At 46.4% G+C, this 16,629-nt stretch carries 16 protein-coding genes; 10 read left to right on the forward strand and 6 right to left on the reverse strand.

Features of this window, described 5'->3' with window-relative positions:
* From KO537_RS17410 to KO537_RS17420, 3 genes are read left to right on the forward strand one after another with little or no spacing between them, the layout of a single operon-like run.
* Positions 1–411, forward strand: coding sequence for a DUF3019 domain-containing protein (locus KO537_RS17410; RefSeq protein ID WP_028759258.1), 411 nt, complete (start codon positions 1–3; stop codon positions 409–411).
* Positions 411–1,124 (forward strand): response regulator, encoded by a 714-nt coding sequence (locus KO537_RS17415; RefSeq protein WP_006080570.1) that lies wholly within the window; start codon positions 411–413, stop codon positions 1,122–1,124. The genes KO537_RS17410 and KO537_RS17415 overlap by 1 nt, the downstream gene beginning before the upstream one ends.
* 11 nt (positions 1,125–1,135) lie before the next feature.
* On the forward strand, positions 1,136–2,404 hold the full coding sequence (locus KO537_RS17420) for an ATP-binding protein (RefSeq protein ID WP_168825043.1): 1,269 nt from the start codon (positions 1,136–1,138) through the stop codon (positions 2,402–2,404).
* Positions 2,405–2,508: 104 nt separating this feature from the next.
* Here the strand turns inward: KO537_RS17420 and KO537_RS17425 are convergent, their stop codons facing one another.
* On the reverse strand, positions 2,509–2,814 hold the full coding sequence (locus KO537_RS17425) for a DUF1289 domain-containing protein (RefSeq protein ID WP_028759256.1): 306 nt from the start codon (positions 2,812–2,814) through the stop codon (positions 2,509–2,511).
* Between the two features lie 176 nt (positions 2,815–2,990).
* Between KO537_RS17425 and KO537_RS17430 the strand changes: the two genes are divergently transcribed.
* Entirely contained in the window at positions 2,991–3,527 is a 537-nt protein-coding gene (locus tag KO537_RS17430) for a DUF4136 domain-containing protein (RefSeq protein WP_168825041.1), read from the forward strand.
* A 94-nt stretch (positions 3,528–3,621) separates the two neighbouring features.
* Here the strand turns inward: KO537_RS17430 and cysM are convergent, their stop codons facing one another.
* Positions 3,622–4,500 (reverse strand): cysteine synthase CysM, encoded by an 879-nt coding sequence (gene cysM / locus KO537_RS17435; RefSeq protein ID WP_105249981.1) that lies wholly within the window; start codon positions 4,498–4,500, stop codon positions 3,622–3,624.
* A 212-nt stretch (positions 4,501–4,712) separates the two neighbouring features.
* Here cysM and cysP point away from each other — a divergent pair, with 212 nt between their 5' ends.
* The 4 genes from cysP to KO537_RS17455 all read left to right on the forward strand — a co-directional run bounded on the left by cysP (position 4,713) and on the right by KO537_RS17455 (position 8,756).
* A complete protein-coding gene (cysP, locus tag KO537_RS17440) occupies positions 4,713–5,720 on the forward strand; it encodes a thiosulfate ABC transporter substrate-binding protein CysP (protein WP_168825039.1) in 1,008 nt (335 codons plus the stop codon).
* Positions 5,721–5,907: 187 nt separating this feature from the next.
* A complete protein-coding gene (cysT, locus tag KO537_RS17445) occupies positions 5,908–6,753 on the forward strand; it encodes a sulfate/thiosulfate ABC transporter permease CysT (RefSeq protein WP_105249982.1) in 846 nt (281 codons plus the stop codon).
* A 9-nt stretch (positions 6,754–6,762) separates the two neighbouring features.
* Positions 6,763–7,629 (forward strand): sulfate ABC transporter permease subunit CysW, encoded by an 867-nt coding sequence (gene cysW / locus KO537_RS17450; protein ID WP_028759251.1) that lies wholly within the window; start codon positions 6,763–6,765, stop codon positions 7,627–7,629.
* Positions 7,626–8,756 carry a TOBE-like domain-containing protein gene (locus KO537_RS17455; protein WP_173246348.1) on the forward strand — a complete coding sequence of 377 codons (1,131 nt, stop codon included), beginning with the start codon at positions 7,626–7,628 and terminating at the stop codon, positions 8,754–8,756. The genes cysW and KO537_RS17455 overlap by 4 nt, the downstream gene beginning before the upstream one ends.
* A gap of 372 nt (positions 8,757–9,128) precedes the next feature.
* Here the strand turns inward: KO537_RS17455 and KO537_RS17460 are convergent, their stop codons facing one another.
* From KO537_RS17460 to KO537_RS17475, 4 genes are all read right to left on the reverse strand, one after another.
* Positions 9,129–9,764, reverse strand: coding sequence for a DUF2625 family protein (locus tag KO537_RS17460; RefSeq protein WP_173246350.1), 636 nt, complete (start codon positions 9,762–9,764; stop codon positions 9,129–9,131).
* Between the two features lie 135 nt (positions 9,765–9,899).
* Positions 9,900–11,411 carry an AAA family ATPase gene (locus KO537_RS17465; protein ID WP_168825038.1) on the reverse strand — a complete coding sequence of 504 codons (1,512 nt, stop codon included), beginning with the start codon at positions 11,409–11,411 and terminating at the stop codon, positions 9,900–9,902.
* 95 nt (positions 11,412–11,506) lie between these two features.
* Positions 11,507–12,652, reverse strand: a complete 1,146-nt coding sequence (locus tag KO537_RS17470; RefSeq protein ID WP_105249984.1) for an HlyD family secretion protein — start codon at positions 12,650–12,652, stop codon at positions 11,507–11,509.
* 1 nt (position 12,653) lies between these two features.
* Positions 12,654–13,046, reverse strand: coding sequence for a DUF3302 domain-containing protein (locus tag KO537_RS17475; protein WP_028759246.1), 393 nt, complete (start codon positions 13,044–13,046; stop codon positions 12,654–12,656).
* 281 nt (positions 13,047–13,327) lie between these two features.
* On the opposite strand from KO537_RS17475, the gene purT reads away from it, so the two are divergent.
* Both purT and KO537_RS17485 read left to right on the forward strand, forming a co-directional pair.
* Positions 13,328–14,503 (forward strand): formate-dependent phosphoribosylglycinamide formyltransferase, encoded by a 1,176-nt coding sequence (gene purT, locus KO537_RS17480; RefSeq protein WP_173246356.1) that lies wholly within the window; start codon positions 13,328–13,330, stop codon positions 14,501–14,503.
* Between the two features lie 263 nt (positions 14,504–14,766).
* Complete coding sequence (locus KO537_RS17485; protein ID WP_173246359.1) at positions 14,767–16,491, forward strand: RluA family pseudouridine synthase; 1,725 nt, start codon at positions 14,767–14,769, stop codon at positions 16,489–16,491.
* Positions 16,492–16,629: the final 138 nt, after the last annotated feature.

Raw genomic sequence — 16,629 nt, forward strand, 5'->3', positions numbered from 1 at the left:
GTGACACTGCCTCAGTTAAGCTTGCTTTGCTTTATAGGTCTAAGCCTCGGCTTGATGGGCCAAAGTTCAGCACAAGCCAAAACTCGCGACTCGGCACTCAAACTCACACCCGAAATTTGCATCACAAGTTCAGAAACTGAGGCCTGTGACGTCTATATAGAACTACAGTGGGAACTCGCTAAAGATGAGCTTATCTGTATCTTGTCCGACAACGCTGCCTACCCCAAATGGTGCAGTGATTCAGTTTCAACCCATACGTTAAGCATGAAAATCCACACTATGACGGATATTCAATTTGTCATGGTGAGTAAAGACAGTAACCAAACTTTGGCTGGTGCCAAACTTAAAATCACTTCTGCATCACAACCTCAGGTTCGCAGACGTTACCGCAACCCTTGGAGTTTATTTTAATGACAAGCCCACAATCGAACCACAGAGTATTATTGGTTGAAGACGACGTTCGCCTAGCAAACTTGATTGTAGATTACCTAAAATCCCATGGTATGCATGTCGAAGTTGAACGCCGTGGCGATACCGTGCTAACACGATTAATCAATTACAAGCCAGATATCATACTGTTAGACATTATGCTACCGGGCATGGATGGCCTCACTCTGTGTGAGAAACTGCCCGATTATTTCGCAGGTCCAATCCTATTGATGAGCGCACTTGGTTCAAGTGAAGATCAAATCAAAGGACTAGAACTCGGTGCCGATGATTACGTGGTCAAGCCCGTCGATCCTGCTCTGTTAGTTGCGCGGATCAACAACTTACTTCGCCGTCAGAATCAGCCACCACAGGCAGAATCACACTGTCTAACCTTCGGTAAATTGAGTATCGACCCGCATACCCATGCGATTCGGCTTAATGAAACTGAAATAGATCTCACCAGCCATGAATTCGAGTTGCTGTGGTTACTGGCCTCGCAAGCGGGCCAAGTGCTCAGCCGTCAGTATATTTATCAGTTGTTACTCAATATTGATTTCGATGGTAAAGATCGAAAAATTGACGTGCGTATCTCTAGATTACGTAAAAAACTCAACGATAATATTGAGACACCTTTCAGAATTAAAACCGTTTGGGGACAAGGTTATCTCTTTGCTCCTGAAGCTTGGAATAACTAAGCACAAATACAGTGAAACGTCTCTTTATCAGTTTATATCTGCTACTCAGTCTCAGCGTGCTTGGGATTGGCTGGACACTCGACAGCCTGTGGCAGAAGAATGTTGATGACAATAATGCCCTCGATGCGCCGTTAGTGGCATTGGCGCAATTATTAGCTGAATTACCTCCCGATGCCCGCCAACGGTATCTGGAGGCGATCCCAGCGAACCCTGTGATGCCACTGCAATTACTCAATGCAGATCAAGTCGCGCTGGCAGATAATCAAGCGTTAAGCACAAGCAAGGTGTTCACCACCACGGCCAATGATGATAGCCTGCTGCAATTTATTCGAGTAGACGATCAAGTCTTAATGGCGGGGCCGCTGGACATCGATCCCAGAGCTAACCTTCGCAGCCTGTTCACCCTGTTCTTTTATTTATCACTCGCCCTCGTTGCGCTAATTTGGGTCGGCCCGCTTTCACGGGATTTGAGCATACTGCGTAAGGCCACCAAAGAATTTGGCGAAGCCAAATGGGACACGCGGATTACCCTGTCAAATCGCTCTCAGGTCAAACCCTTAGCCAATACCTTTAACGAAATGGCGCGACATATCAGCGCCTTGATTGAGAACCAGAAACACCTATCTAATGCGGTATCCCATGAGATCCGCACGCCACTGGCGAGGCTCAAATTCGCTCTTGCACTTATGCCTATGTATTGTCAGCCAGATTCGGACGAACAGAAGCGACAAGATTTTCTCGACGAAATGCAGCTCGACATCAAAGAAATGGAAGACTTACTTCAAGAACTGCTGACCTACGCCAGCTTAGAGTCACAGCGAGAAGGTATCCAGTTGGATGAGTACGATTTAATTAATCTCATCAATCAAAGTATTAAGCGCCTAGAAACCTTAAGTCCAACGCCTATAACACTCAAGGCCGAAGTCGAAAAACTGCCCTTATTCGGAGAACCCGCATTAATCGAACGGGCACTACAGAATTTACTGACCAATGCACAACGCTTTGCCCGCACTGAAATCATCATTGAAGTTAAGCAGACCCAGCATAGGGTCAATTTAAGTGTGAGTAACGACGGCGAACCTATCCCTGCGGTGGATTTACCGAAAGTGTTCGAGCCATTTTATCGCAGCCAATCGGTACAGAATGGCAATAAAGGACATGGTTTAGGCCTTGCGATCATCAAACGGATTATGCAACGACATCAAGGAAATGTAAGTGTTACCAGTGATGCACAACATACTCGATTTAGTTTAATCTGGCCGAAGAAGCGTAAGCTGTAATAGGGATTGGGATAGGGATTAAACGACTGCGGGTCTGTTATTCATCTAACGCGCTAATTCTACAAGTCAGTTAAATAAGACTATTTAACAAAGTATTCAACCTATTAGTCTAGCTCGAAGCCACCAAAATCCAGATCGGCTTCGGGCTCAGGCTCAAAATTCAACTGTGGATTTAACGCTGCCCTTTCTTGCTCTATTTGTGCTTGCCTTGCTTTCATCATCGCTAACTGGCGACGACGTTTACGTTGAGTACACAGGCGAATGACATCATACTTTTGCGCATCTGAAAACGTTAACCAATTGAATCTTTCGTCACGGCTTCGCAGGCAACCATTACAGTAACCACGCGCATCGGTAACACACACACCGATACAGGGACTCGGGATATCAAAAAAGGCTAACTGTTCCATAACCCGCCGCTATTCCTATCTAAAAATAAACCATACTCAAAACGACCCGCGCTAAAAAAGATACCGTTGGATTGCATTCAAAGCGATTCAAATACAACACACTTATCTAAAGTACTTGCAGAAACAACCTTAATCAAGGCACATTGAACAGAGTTTGTACAACTTGGAGCACTATCATGGGATACCGTCACTTTGCCAGTCTGCTCGTCGCTGTTGCCTTATTAAGCGCTTGCAGCAGTAAACCGAAAAACGATTATGATCTCAATTACGACTTCACCGCACTACGCAGCTTTACCCAGTTAACACCACAGCCGACGGATGACCCGTTAAGCGCCCAGCGTATTCAAGTAGAAATTAACAACCAATTGACTCAAAAAGGGTTTGTAGAAAATACAGCGTCGCCGGACTTTAACGTCGCCTACGCCTTACTCACCCAAGATAAGCCCAAAGATTCAGGGCTATCCATTGGATTAGGCACAGGCACATTCGGAAATTCGGGCGGGATTGGAATAGGCACCAGTGTTGGCGTGCCGCTGGGGAGTGATACCGCTAAAATTCAAACCATTCAGATAGATATTGTCGATCCTAAGACCAAAGCTCTTATTTGGCGTGGCAGCGACAGCTATGATTTCGATACAGGCGGTAACGAGAAAGCCCAAGATACCGCCAAAGCCGTCAACCGAATTTTGGCGCAATTCCCACCGAAAAAATGATCACGTTTTAAAGGGTAAAAATGGGCGCGTCTCGCCCATTTTCACCCATCAAACATTCATATCGCTCAATATGCTTAGAGTAAAAATCTAGGACTCAGGAAAAAAGCCCTGACGAAAGGTAACGATCGCCCCTATCACAGACAATCGCCACGACCACAGAACCCGGATATTGTTTAGCAATCTCCAGCGCAGCAAACACGGCACCGCCCGAACTGACTCCTGCACAAATCCCTTCCTCTCGCGCTAAGGTTCTCGCCATGGCTTTTGCATCTTGCTCTTCAATATCCATAACTAAATCAACCCAAGAAGCATCAAAAATCCCAGGCAAATATGCCTGCGGCCAACGCCGAATCCCAGGAATAGCACTGCCATCGGCGGGTTGAAGGCCGACGATAGTAATGTCTGGATTACAACTTTTAAGGTATTTGGACACACCCATTATGGTACCTGTCGTCCCCATACTTGACACAAAGTGGGTAATTTTGCCTAGACTCTGTTGCCAGATCTCAGGGCCTGTAGTGAGGAAATGGGCATTAGCGTTATCTTGGTTATTAAATTGATCCAGCACCTTACCTTTGCCTTCGCTTTGTAACTGCAGCGCCAAATCCCGCGCAGTCTCCATATTATCCACTAGCATGAGCTCTGCGCCATAGGCTTGCATCGCATCCTTACGCTCCTGAGTCGAATTATTCGGCATAATCAGGATCATCTTGTATCCTTTGATTGCCGCCGCCATCGCCAGCGCAATCCCAGTATTGCCACTCGTTGCCTCAATAAGCGTATCACCAGGGCTTATTTCTTGGCGAAGTTCGGCCTGAATAATCATATTGAGTGCAGGACGATCTTTTACTGAACCCGCGGGGTTATTGCCTTCCAATTTTAACAGTACAGTGGAAGTACCACAGTTAAGCCGCTGCAAGCGAACCAGCGGAGTTTGCCCGATGCAGGCTTCAATTGTCGGAAAGTCAGACACTAGGATTATCCTTTACTTGATAAAAACAACTAAGCGATAGCCTATTCTAAGTCGGTTACCACTGACAAACACGGTGAATACTGCTTATAACATAAAATAAATCGCTCATAGTTATTCAAAAAAGTTCTATTCAACTGGCTTTTTATAAACAATTAATTCTATTACTCTAGGTGCCATAACGCTGACAAAATTGCCAGATTAAGGAGTTAAAAATGTCCGTAAAATTGATAAAGGCCCTGCTCGGAACCCTCATTCTGGGAACCTCACTCAATGTGACTGCCGCAGATCAAACCCTGCTTAATTCCTCTTATGATATCGCACGGGAATTATTCAATGCCTACAACCCCGTTTTTGCCAAACATTGGGAAGAGAAAACAGGTAAAACCGTCGAAATTAAACAATCCCATGCAGGCTCATCTGCACAGGCACGCTCGATTCTGCAGGGATTACCCGCAGATGTGGTAACGTTTAATCAAGTGACAGACGTACAAGTTCTGCACGATCGCGGTAAATTGATCCCAGAAAATTGGCAACAATTACTCCCTAACGCCAGTTCACCTTACTATTCCACCATTGCATTTTTGGTGCGTAAGGGTAACCCAAAGCAAATCAGCGACTGGGGCGATTTAGCTAAAGATGACGTTAAACTGGTCTTTCCTAACCCAAAAACCTCTGGTAATGCTCGCTACACTTATTTAGCCGCATTAGGTTATGCTCAGAAAAACTATGGTAAGGATAATCAGGCTAAACTGGATCAATTCCTGAAAAAATTCCTCGGTAATGTCGCAGTATTTGATACAGGCGGCCGCGGTGCGACCACCTCCTTTGTTGAACGTGGGATCGGTGATGTATTAATTACCTTTGAATCGGAAGTGAACAATATCCGCCAGCAGTATGGTACGGACGATTACCAAGTGGTTGTACCAAAAACCTCGATTCTGGCAGAGTTCCCCGTCGCTGTGGTTGAGAAAAATGCTAAGCGTAACGGTACACAGGAACTCGCAACTGAGTATTTGAATTATCTCTACAGCGAAGAAGCGCAACGTCTACTGGCAGGATTCAGCTATCGTGTACACAACGAAAAGGTAAAAGCTGAGTTTGCTAAGCAGTTCCCTACCGTTGACCTGCTGACTGTTGAGCAAATCATCGGTGGTTGGGATAATGCCATGAAAACGCAGTTTGCTAACGGTGCAAAACTCGATGAGCTATTAAAGCGCTGATATCGTCCTTAATGTAGTAAGATATCAACATTGAACCCGAGCAAAGTCTCGGGTTTATCGCTAATTGGCATTTATCAATCAGTGTTAGCCGTAAAGATTGCATCCAACAAATGGCTTGAGCCAACAACGAGCGAACCGTATAAATAGTATTGGTTTAACGCAATTAACCTGATCGGGTGATTATTCTGTGATTTTTAATAACGGGCGTTTACGCCATAAGCGGGTTCTTCCCGGTTTTACCATCAGCTTAGGTGTGTCCCTGCTGTTTGTCAGCCTAATCCTATTATTGCCAACCACAGGCTTAATCATGCAGACCAGTTCAATGAGCTGGTCCGAATACTGGGGCGTGATTGCCGATCCCAGAGTGGTTGCCAGTTACCGAGTCACCATACTATCGGCGCTCGCGGCATCATTATTTAACTGCCTTTTCGGATTATTACTCGCATGGGTACTCGTGCGTTATGAATTTCCCGGCAAACGCATTTTAGATGCCTTGGTAGATTTGCCCTTTGCCTTGCCGACCGCCGTTGCCGGTATCACCTTAGCCACCCTTTATGCGGAAAACGGCCAAATCGGTAGTCTATTAGCTGAATGGGGCATAAAAGTCGCCTACACCCCGCTAGGCATAGTGGTCGCGATGATTTTCACCAGTATTCCCTTTGTGGTTCGTACGGTACAACCCGTTCTCGAAGAGTTATCCCACGAGGAAGAAGAAGCGGGAATGACGCTTGGCGCCTCGGATCGTTCGGTATTCTGGCGGGTTATTTTGCCCTCCCTTTGGCCAGCATTAATGATTGGAACGGCACTGTCTTTTACCCGCAGTCTGGGTGAGTTTGGTGCCGTGATCTTTATCGCTGGCAATATGCCTTATATCAGTGAAATCACTTCGTTAATGATCTTTGTCCGCCTGCAAGAATTTGATTTTGCAGGTGCCAGCGCCATTGCCTCAGTGGTTCTGATGACCTCGTTACTGCTATTACTGCTGATAAACCTGTGGCAGGCGCGTTATCTGCGCCGCATTCATGGACGATAAGGAGCGAATATGAACTCATTTAAACCCTTAAGAGTCGGTGAAGCGCCCCTGATCAAATGGAGCCTTATTACCCTCGCCGTGCTCTTGGGCTTGCTATTGTTGCTATTGCCGTTGGTGAGTATTTTTCAGCAAGCGTTTGTCGGAGGTTGGGAGCGTTATATTGGGCACCTAACTCAACCGGATTCGCTGCATGCGATTGGTTTAACACTGATGGTGGCAGCACTCACAGTACCGATCAATTTAGTGTTCGGAATCATGCTGGCGTGGAGCGTGACTCGTTTTGAATTCCCCGGTCGCAAGTTACTGATCACGCTAATTGATATTCCATTTGCGGTCTCCCCTGTCGTCGCAGGTTTGCTCTATTTGCTGCTCTATGGCAACAGTGGTTGGCTTGGCGAATGGCTATATGAGCACGATCTGCAGATCATGTTTGCTTGGCCAGGAATACTATTAGTGACCATTTTTGTCACTTGCCCCTTTGTGGCCAGAGAACTGATCCCATTGATGCAACAACAGGGCGCATCGGAAGAAGAAGCTGCAGTGATCCTTGGAGCGTCATGGTGGCAACTCTTTCGCCGCGTGACCCTACCCAACATCAAATGGGCACTGATTTACGGTGTGATCCTCACCAATGCCAGAGCCGTAGGAGAATTTGGTGCCGTTGCTGTCGTATCTGGCAACATTCGCGGCGAAACCAATACCTTACCTTTACATGTGCAATTATTGTATGAAGATTATCAGGCCGAAGCCGCCTTCGCGAGCGCGTCATTACTGGCCCTGATCGCCCTATTTACCCTAATGTTAAAAGCCGTAGTGGAATGGCGGCAACAACGCAGTTTAACCGCCAATGACAATAAAGAGCAGAGCCAACTATGAGTATTCGTCTTACTAATATTTCCAAGAAATTTGGCCAATTTCAGGCGCTTTCCCCACTTAATCTCGATATTCAAGAAGGGGAAATGATTGGTCTGCTGGGACCATCAGGTTCAGGCAAAACCACACTGCTGCGGATTATTGCCGGTCTTGAAGGAGCCGATAGCGGCCAAATTCAATTCGGCAACCGAGATGTCACTCAAGTGCATGTGCGTGAAAGACGCGTAGGTTTTGTGTTTCAAAACTACGCGCTGTTTCGCCATATGACGGTCGCCGATAACGTCGCCTTTGGACTCGAAGTCATGCCGAAAAAACAAAGGCCTTCGGCGGCAGAAATTCATAAGCGAGTGACACAACTGCTAGAAACAGTACAACTAGGCCATCTCGCACAGCGCTATCCTGAACAACTCTCGGGTGGACAAAAACAGCGCATTGCGTTGGCCCGTGCACTCGCAACCCAACCAGAAGTCTTGCTACTGGATGAACCCTTTGGCGCCTTAGATGCTAAAGTGCGTAAAGAACTACGCCGCTGGCTACGCAGCCTGCATGATGAATTGAAATTCACCAGCGTGTTTGTGACCCACGATCAGGATGAGGCGCTTGAGCTTTCAGATAGAGTGGTAGTGATGAGTAATGGTCATATAGAGCAGATTAATACACCTGCTGAGCTATACTCGCACCCCAATAGTCGCTTTGTGTTTGATTTTCTTGGTAACGTCAATGTCTTTGAAGCCAGTTGGCAACAAAAACGTTGGGAAAATGGTCAAGCATTTTTAACACCTCCAGAACAGCAAACACTGCAGCAAGATGGTGTTCTCTACGTACGCAGTCACGAATTAGCGCTGTCAAATAAGCCTAATAGTCAGGCCAATTTGCCGTTCAATATTGTCGCCATGACCCCCATTGGCGCCGAAGTAAGACTGGAATTAGCCCCACACGGCTGGCATAGCGAAGAACTGTGGGAAGCCAAATTCACCCACCATAATCTGCAGGAACTCGGGTTGCAAAAAGGCAGTGTAGTTTACGCTACCCCAAGAACAGCTTACTTCTTTGGTGCGCAGGGTGAGAGTTCACCGACGCGTCTTAACTGGCCATTCCTGACTCCGGGCAGTCTCGCCTTTGATATCTAATGTCATCATAATAGGAATAAGCAGCATTAGCGGTACCACAGGGAGTGGATACCGCTAAGATTCAAACCATTTAGAGAGATATTGTCACGCCAAACAGTGAAGCACTCATTAGGCATTGCCGCGACAACTTTTGGTGATAGCGACAGCTTTGATTTTTGATGCAAGCGGTAACGAGAAAGCCCAAGATACCGCCAAAACGTCAGCTAGATCTTGGCGCTGTCCCCTCCGAAGTTAATTATGGATGGCATATACAGCCCATCCATGTTGAATCAATAGAGCTGATAAGCAGATTTACATCTAACAATCAATATATTAGATGTTTATAACAAATAATTATTGCAGAAGTACTCATAAAATCAGCGGGTAAACGAATTAACTAACCGAGGTTAATAATTCCAATTTCAGCCTATACATTTCATCAACTGACACCACTTTCACGCTGCTTATTTCAATAGAACCTTCTTTCGCCCATAAAAATGGATAAAAGCTCAGGCATTTATCTGTAGCTATCTGTGAATAGGTTTTTTGAAAGCGCTCTTTACCTAAACTCGCATAAAACTCATTGATTCTCTTTGTAGCTGACCATTGAAAAAAATCTGTGAACCCGATTTCTAACCCTTCCCAATGAATTGAGTCTGGCGACCAATAGTATATATTCCCAACATCTGCGCCTAAACCGCCGCCGTTGATAGCAAAAAATCCACCAACTACGTCATTAGCCACTAAAAGATAATGTGCACTTCTATTCCAATCAGTAAGGTTTCTAGACAATCTTTCATGTCCAGAGCCGAAAAATCGAATCCATCCATTGTCGATCAAAATCCCACCGGTTTCGTAGGCAATAGCCCCTAATACCGAACGAGTCGATACCTGAAGGGATTCAAGTACTTCAACCCGATCCTTTGAAGGCGGCAGTATCTCTACACAATGCTCAGCACCAGCAACCACTTCATTGACTACTTTTATGCCAGAGTCTTCGATATCAATCAGTTCATATATACTTTTCAATCTCTTATCCTTGTATCACTAATATCCAGTAAAACGACTCACCATTCATAACGGTACCTTGGGAATCTCGAAAATAACTAAGCCAATATAGCGTTTAAAAATGCTAGTTAGCACTCATGGTACCAAGCAAAAATCTTACTCATGGGCATTCACGGTTCGGCCTGCTGCCCATTGTCGTAGCGCATTGATTTTATCGCTCATGACCACAGATAAAGGCCGTGTCTTACTAAGTTCTTCAAGTAATAGCACTTGGTCGACACTGCACTCGACACTTCTTGCGGTATACATGGCAGCAATAACTGCTTGTTCGATTTCGGCGCCGGAAAATCCTTGGCTACGCGCCGATAACTGGGCGAGATCTAAGCTCGCCACATCGATTCCACGGCGCTTACAGTGGATTAAGAAGATGGCTTTGCGTATAGCTTCGTCGGGTAAATCGACAAAAAAGATTTCATCCATCCTGCCCTTTCGCATCAACTCTGGCGGCAGAACTTGAATATCATTAGCGGTAGCCACCACAAACACTTCAGATTTACGCTCCGCCATCCAAGTGAGTAAGGTGCCGAGGATCCGCGTCGAGGTGCCCTCATCGCTGCTACTCCCGCTTAAGCCTTTTTCAATTTCATCTATCCAAAGCACACAGGGCGACATCATGTCAGCCAGATCCAGTGCATTACGCAGGTTCTTCTCGGTTTCGCCTATGTATTTGTTATATAAGGCTGCCATATCGAGCCTAAGCAAAGGTCGTTGCCAAACGCCCGCAACCGCCTTAGCCGCGAGGCTCTTACCACTGCCCTGAACGCCCAGCAGTAAAATCCCCTTGGGCGCATCGAGCGCTTTGACGTGCTGAACTGGAGTCGGCTGGCCGCCTTGGTCAATGGCGCTGACAGCCACTATGGGCGAGCGCTGCTTGAGCCATTTTTTTAGATTATGCAGTCCTGCAACCTGTGAAAAATCACTGGTGTCGTATTCAAATTGCAGCACACCATTAAGATCGAGTAGCTGAAACTTGGCTTTATTGATGGCGTCGATATCTGACAAGGTAATAGCACCGTCATTGACTATGGCTTTGCGTACGAGACGACGGGCATCGTCTAAAGTCACACCCCGCAGATTATCGGCTAATTTGACCACAGCCGCATCATCGACCTGTAGCGGCGTACCTTGGTGACGAATTTTATCAACTTCAAGATAAATCAGATTTTGCAATTGCACTGTACTTGGCAAAGTTAAGTGAAAATAAGCGCAATAACGTTTGATTTCAGGCGGAATTTCAAAGGCATGGCTCACCAGCACTAATGTGTGTTGCAGCGTCTCGTACTCAAGGGCGATTTCTTTAAGCAAACGGACATTCTTAGGTGCATCAATCACAAAGGGATGGAAGTCGCACAGCACATAAATTCCCTGCTGCGAGGTTGATTTAATTTGCCCGAGCAAATCTGTAGGTTCGCTATTAAACTTTTGCGCCGCCAAGGGCTTATCGACCCGTGCCAGACCTTGGGTGATACTCCATGTAAACACAGGTTGATAAAGCACACTGGCGACCCGCTTAAGCAGCTCAACCACGCGATATTCTTCATAGGTTTCAATCACTACAATTGGCGTATTGGAGCGCAGCACTGAGGTTAAATCGTGAATATCTTGCATGCTTTCAAATTCCTTTTTATTCACCCAAAAATGTGTCACAAAAAAGTCCAGCGAACTGGACTTAATACAACAGACAAAAGTTAACCGATTAAGGGTTAATGTCCATCAAAAAACAAGTAATTCAGCCAACCTTGCATCCTCAGCAATACTTTACGCATCACAGCGACATGATGGAAATGTTCAGTATAAATTGCAACCTGCCCAGAAACACCCGCAGGAAATTGCTTACGGATAGCATCATCTTCGATATCAATCAGCACAATCACGCGACCATTTTGAAATAAACGAGCCGATGACTGCAGCGCGCCGCCCATTTGAACTTCACCTTCAGCCATAGCGGGTAATATTTTCGCCACTTTTCCCTTAAAGATTTGTCCTGGAGCGGCATCCAATATCACTTCAGCTTCATCACCTTCCTGCAAACGCATTAACGAGTTTTGCCAGAATGCCCCCGCAAAGTAGCGTTGCTCGTCGGGAATAAAGCTCATTACTGGACGTAATGGTAAAGGCACTGCCATCGCTCCCGCACGAAGTGCCATTTGCGTTACCACACCATCTGCAGGTGCCCGCACGACTGTCTGTTCTAAATCGTAGAGTGCACTGGCTAAATCAGCTTGCAAGCCAGCCACTTTGGTATTAACACCATCAATATTAGATTCATAGGCCAGCCTGACACGCAGTTCTTCAGCATTCGCGACGGTCAGTTGTGCCTCTGAGGCTAAGTACAATTGACGCCTATTATCGAGTTCTAGTTCAGTAAAAGGCGAATTCGCGCCCCCTTTCTTGCGGCCTAACTCATAACGCTCGAAGGCAGATTTATTACGGTCTTTATCGGCCCTAGCGCGCTCTACATTAGCCTTAGCCGACTCCCACGCCGCGGCGAGTTGTGGCACTTGGAGCTCTGCTTCCATCAAAGCAGCGCGTTTACGTTTAACAACGGCCTCGAAGGGAATAGGATCGAGACGAAATAACACATCCCCTTGTTTAACAGGCACATTAGGCTGCACTTCCACCGAAGTCACTAAGCCTTTTACTGCGGGTGTGATAGGGATAGTGACAAAATATTCACGGGCAAAACGAGAATAAGGATGGTTGTAATTCATCACGAGCAATAAGGTACCAATAATGAACACTCCACCCAGCACTGCAGTAGGAACAGTCCATTTATTCATCGGAATTTTAAAGACTTTAAAGATAGCAATACACACGGCCGCATAGGTGAGTATGAGTAATAAATCCATGTTATACCTCAACTTTGTCTGTTTTTATCGCATCCACAGCAGGCGCTATATTCATGGGAGTTATTTGCTCTAACTGTTCAAGCCGAGTCTGAAGCCCTCTGACCGTCTCGCGCAATGAATTCACATCCTCCTCTAAAACTAATTCTCGCTTCATTACAGTATTGAACCCCCAACCGCGATCTTCACGGTATAAAGTCGCCCAGATCCATAAAAATGGCCAAATAGCATGTAGGGTAAATAGACTCACCCACCCGGCGATATGCAATGCATCTTGCTGGGGATGATTACGTTTTTTGGCTATTTCATAGGGGATATCATGAATGGCAATGACACCATAAAACATGATAATGATGACGAAAAACAAAATACCTAACGCAAAGTAATCTAAGAACATCTGCATCTCCTTGTATTAATAATATGTATTCCATCCCAAAGATTAGTGGATGGCACCAAAACATGCTACTAACATGAAACTAACATTTAAATTTACTCTCAACCTCAGCCCCAATATTAACCAAAGATATGCTGTTTCGTTTTTGCCCCCAGTGATCCGGGACACACTTGTCGATTTACTCCATGATCCTAAAGCCTATTCAGGCTAAACTAACCACATCATTGCGGCATAGAACGCAAGCATAAAACTCATCATCCCTACAATCTCAAAGGTACCCACACATGATAGGCACTCCCTACACTGAGGGCGCACGACGCGCCATGTTGCTCGGCTGCGGTGAACTTGGCAAAGAAGTGGCCATTGAACTGCAACGCTTAGGCGTTGAAGTGATTGGCGTTGACCGTTACGCCAACGCCCCCGCCATGCAAGTCGCGCATCGCTCCCATGTGATCAATATGCTCGATGCCAACGCCCTGCGTGCGGTTATCGAGTTAGAAAAACCGCACTTAGTCATCCCAGAAATTGAAGCCATCGCCACCCAAACCTTAGTGGACATGGAAGCCGAAGGGGTGAATATTATCCCAACAGCTCGGGCAACAAAGCTCACTATGGACAGGGAAGGTATTCGTCGTCTCGCCGCTGAAACCTTAGGTTTACCGACTTCTCCGTATTTTTTCTGTGATACCGAAACCGAATTTAATCAAGCGATTAGTGAAATTGGCGTTCCCTGTGTGGTGAAGCCAGTCATGAGTTCCTCGGGCAAAGGCCAAAGCGTTATTCGCGATATCGCCCTCAGCCATAAAGCGTGGCAATACGCCCAAGAAGGCGGACGCGCCGGCGGCGGTCGCGTGATAGTCGAAGGCTTTATTCCCTTCGATTATGAAATCACCCTGTTAACCATCAGCGCAGTCAACGGCATTCATTTTTGTGCGCCCATTGGCCACAGGCAAGAAGATGGCGATTATCGCGAGTCATGGCAGCCACAAGCCATGTCCGATGAAGTGTTAGCAAAATCCCAAGCAATTGCGAGCAAAGTCGTCGAAGCCCTTGGCGGTTATGGATTATTTGGCGTAGAACTGTTTGTTAAAGGCAATGAAGTGTATTTCTCTGAAGTCTCGCCAAGACCCCACGACACAGGCTTAGTCACACTCATCAGCCAAGATTTATCAGAATTTGCCCTACATGTGAGAGCGATTCTCGGCCTGCCTATTCCCAATATCCATCAGCATGGTCCAAGTGCCTCGGCGGTTATTTTGGCCGAAGGCACCTCAAACAATATCCGCTATCAAGGGATTGGTGCGGCATTAGAAGCGGTCAACACTCAGCTTAGATTATTCGCCAAACCCGATATTGATAGTCGCCGCCGTTTAGGTGTCGCGCTTGCCCGTGATATCGATATCGACAGCGCAATCAGCAAAGCACTCGATAGCGCCAGTAAAGTAAAAGTCATCTTTTAAGCGGGTTTAACCGTTTAAAATTGGCTTTAAGTACAAGCGACACATCAAAGGGAAATGCGCTTTAATGCCATTTCCCTTTTTCAACACAGAGCCGTATCTAAAATCCGTACCAATAAAAAGTGACTGCCCAAAATCGACAGTCCCAAATCGACAGAGTAAACTAGCGCCCTTTCTTGCTAGCCATCATCCTAAGTTGTGGCTTAACTCAGATAATTAACTCCGATAATTAACCCAGATAAGTAAAACCAACAGTAGACCCCAATATGCATCTTCAGCCTTCTTGCTTTACCTCTTTCACACAAGCCATTGATGCCTATGCCCTGCCGCAACGTTTTACCTTTCCTTTCTATTACGAACCGCATCCATTATGCGTGATCGCAGCCAACGAATTACAACGCCACCTTGAGACTCAAAACGATTGGCAACATAACTTTGGCCTCACGGGGGAGTTAACCGGTGCCATTGGTAAAATGTTTGGTGTACTTTTAGTGCAAGATCCGCAGGGAGATGTGGGCTATTTGTCGGCATTTTCGGGCAAGTTAGCTGAGCAGAACCATTGGCCACGCTTCGTTCCACCTGTGTTTGATATGCTGGCTAAGGACAATTTTTTCCACGCCGAAAATCTGCAAATCAACCAAATTAACGAGCAGCTACTTGCAGTAGAAAATCATCCCGATATTCCTCGGCTATCGAGCGAACTCAACGCTGAGCAAGCTCAAGCACAAGCCAAGCTTGCCGCCCACAGGCAAGTGATGATCGACGGCCGTCAATCCCGCAAGACGCAGCGCAATCAACTCGCAGTGCAATGGGCTGCCAATCCGACTGATGAGACTTTACGTGAAAATACGGCAATCGAAGCTAAACTCAGCCAAGAAAGCATTAATGAAAAGAATCAGTTAAGAGATATTAAACGCTATTGGGATGAACGTATCCATGCCATCAGCCAAGCATTAACTCTGCTCACTGATAAGCGTGACGCATTAAGACTACAGCGTAAACAGCTCTCGGCGGCGCTGCAGCAAAAGCTGTTTGAGCAGTATCGTTTTTTGAATATTCGCGGCTCAGAAAAAAGCCTTAACGGCATATTTAACGGGACGGTTGAGTTAACGCCGCCAGCAGGCTCGGGAGAATGTGCCGCCCCTAAGTTGCTACATTACGCCTTTAAACACGGTCTTAAACCATTGGCGATTGCCGAATTTTGGTGGGGGGCGCCGCCAAAATCAGAAATTCGCCAACATAAGCAGTTTTATCCTGCCTGTCTGCGTAAATGCCAGCCTATCTTGGGGCATATGCTCGAAGGGCTTGTTGTCGATGATAATCCCCTGCTGACGAACCCTGCCGAAGGCAAAACCTTAAACATCCTCTACCAAGACGAGGCGATGGCGATTGTGAACAAACCCGCCGAATTTTTATCAGTGCCCGGCAAAGAGATTGAAGACTCAGTGTATTCGCGCATGCGGCAAACGTTTCCCAATGCCACTGGACCACTTATCGTCCACAGGCTCGATATGTCGACCTCGGGATTAATGGTGATCGCATTGACAAAAGACGCCCATAAACAGCTGCAAAAACAGTTTATCCAGCGCACAGTGACTAAGCGTTATGTGGCACTTTTAGCAGGGATCCCTACAGCAATGGCAGATAAGCAGGCAGCAGGACAAATCTCTTTACCCCTACGTGGCGATTTAGACGATAGACCGAGGCAACTCGTTTGCCACGAGTTTGGCAAAGCGGCCCAAACCTATTGGGAATTAAGCCATATCGATGAAATGGCACGTACAGCCCGCGTATATCTATCCCCAAAAACGGGCCGAACCCATCAACTCAGAGTTCACTGCGCCCACTCAGAAGGGCTAAATACGCCCATTTTGGGTGACGATCTGTACGGCACTCGTGCCAATCGCCTGCATCTGCATGCAGATTTATTGATACTTCAACATCCCGTCACCCGTGAACAGATGCGCTTTCAAGTCGCTCCTGATTTTTGAGATCTGAGTTCTGATATTGATTAGCAAGGCACCAAAAGGAAAACCAAGCTTAGTGGGCATTATCAGAAGTTTGACCGCGATGTATAAGTGGCATTTTTCAGGCATAGTAATGTCTCACTCAAAACGGAATCGACAGCA

Source organism: Shewanella sp. NKUCC01_JLK (genome assembly GCF_019345615.1).
In the GTDB taxonomy this organism is placed as follows: domain Bacteria; phylum Pseudomonadota; class Gammaproteobacteria; order Enterobacterales; family Shewanellaceae; genus Shewanella; species Shewanella oncorhynchi.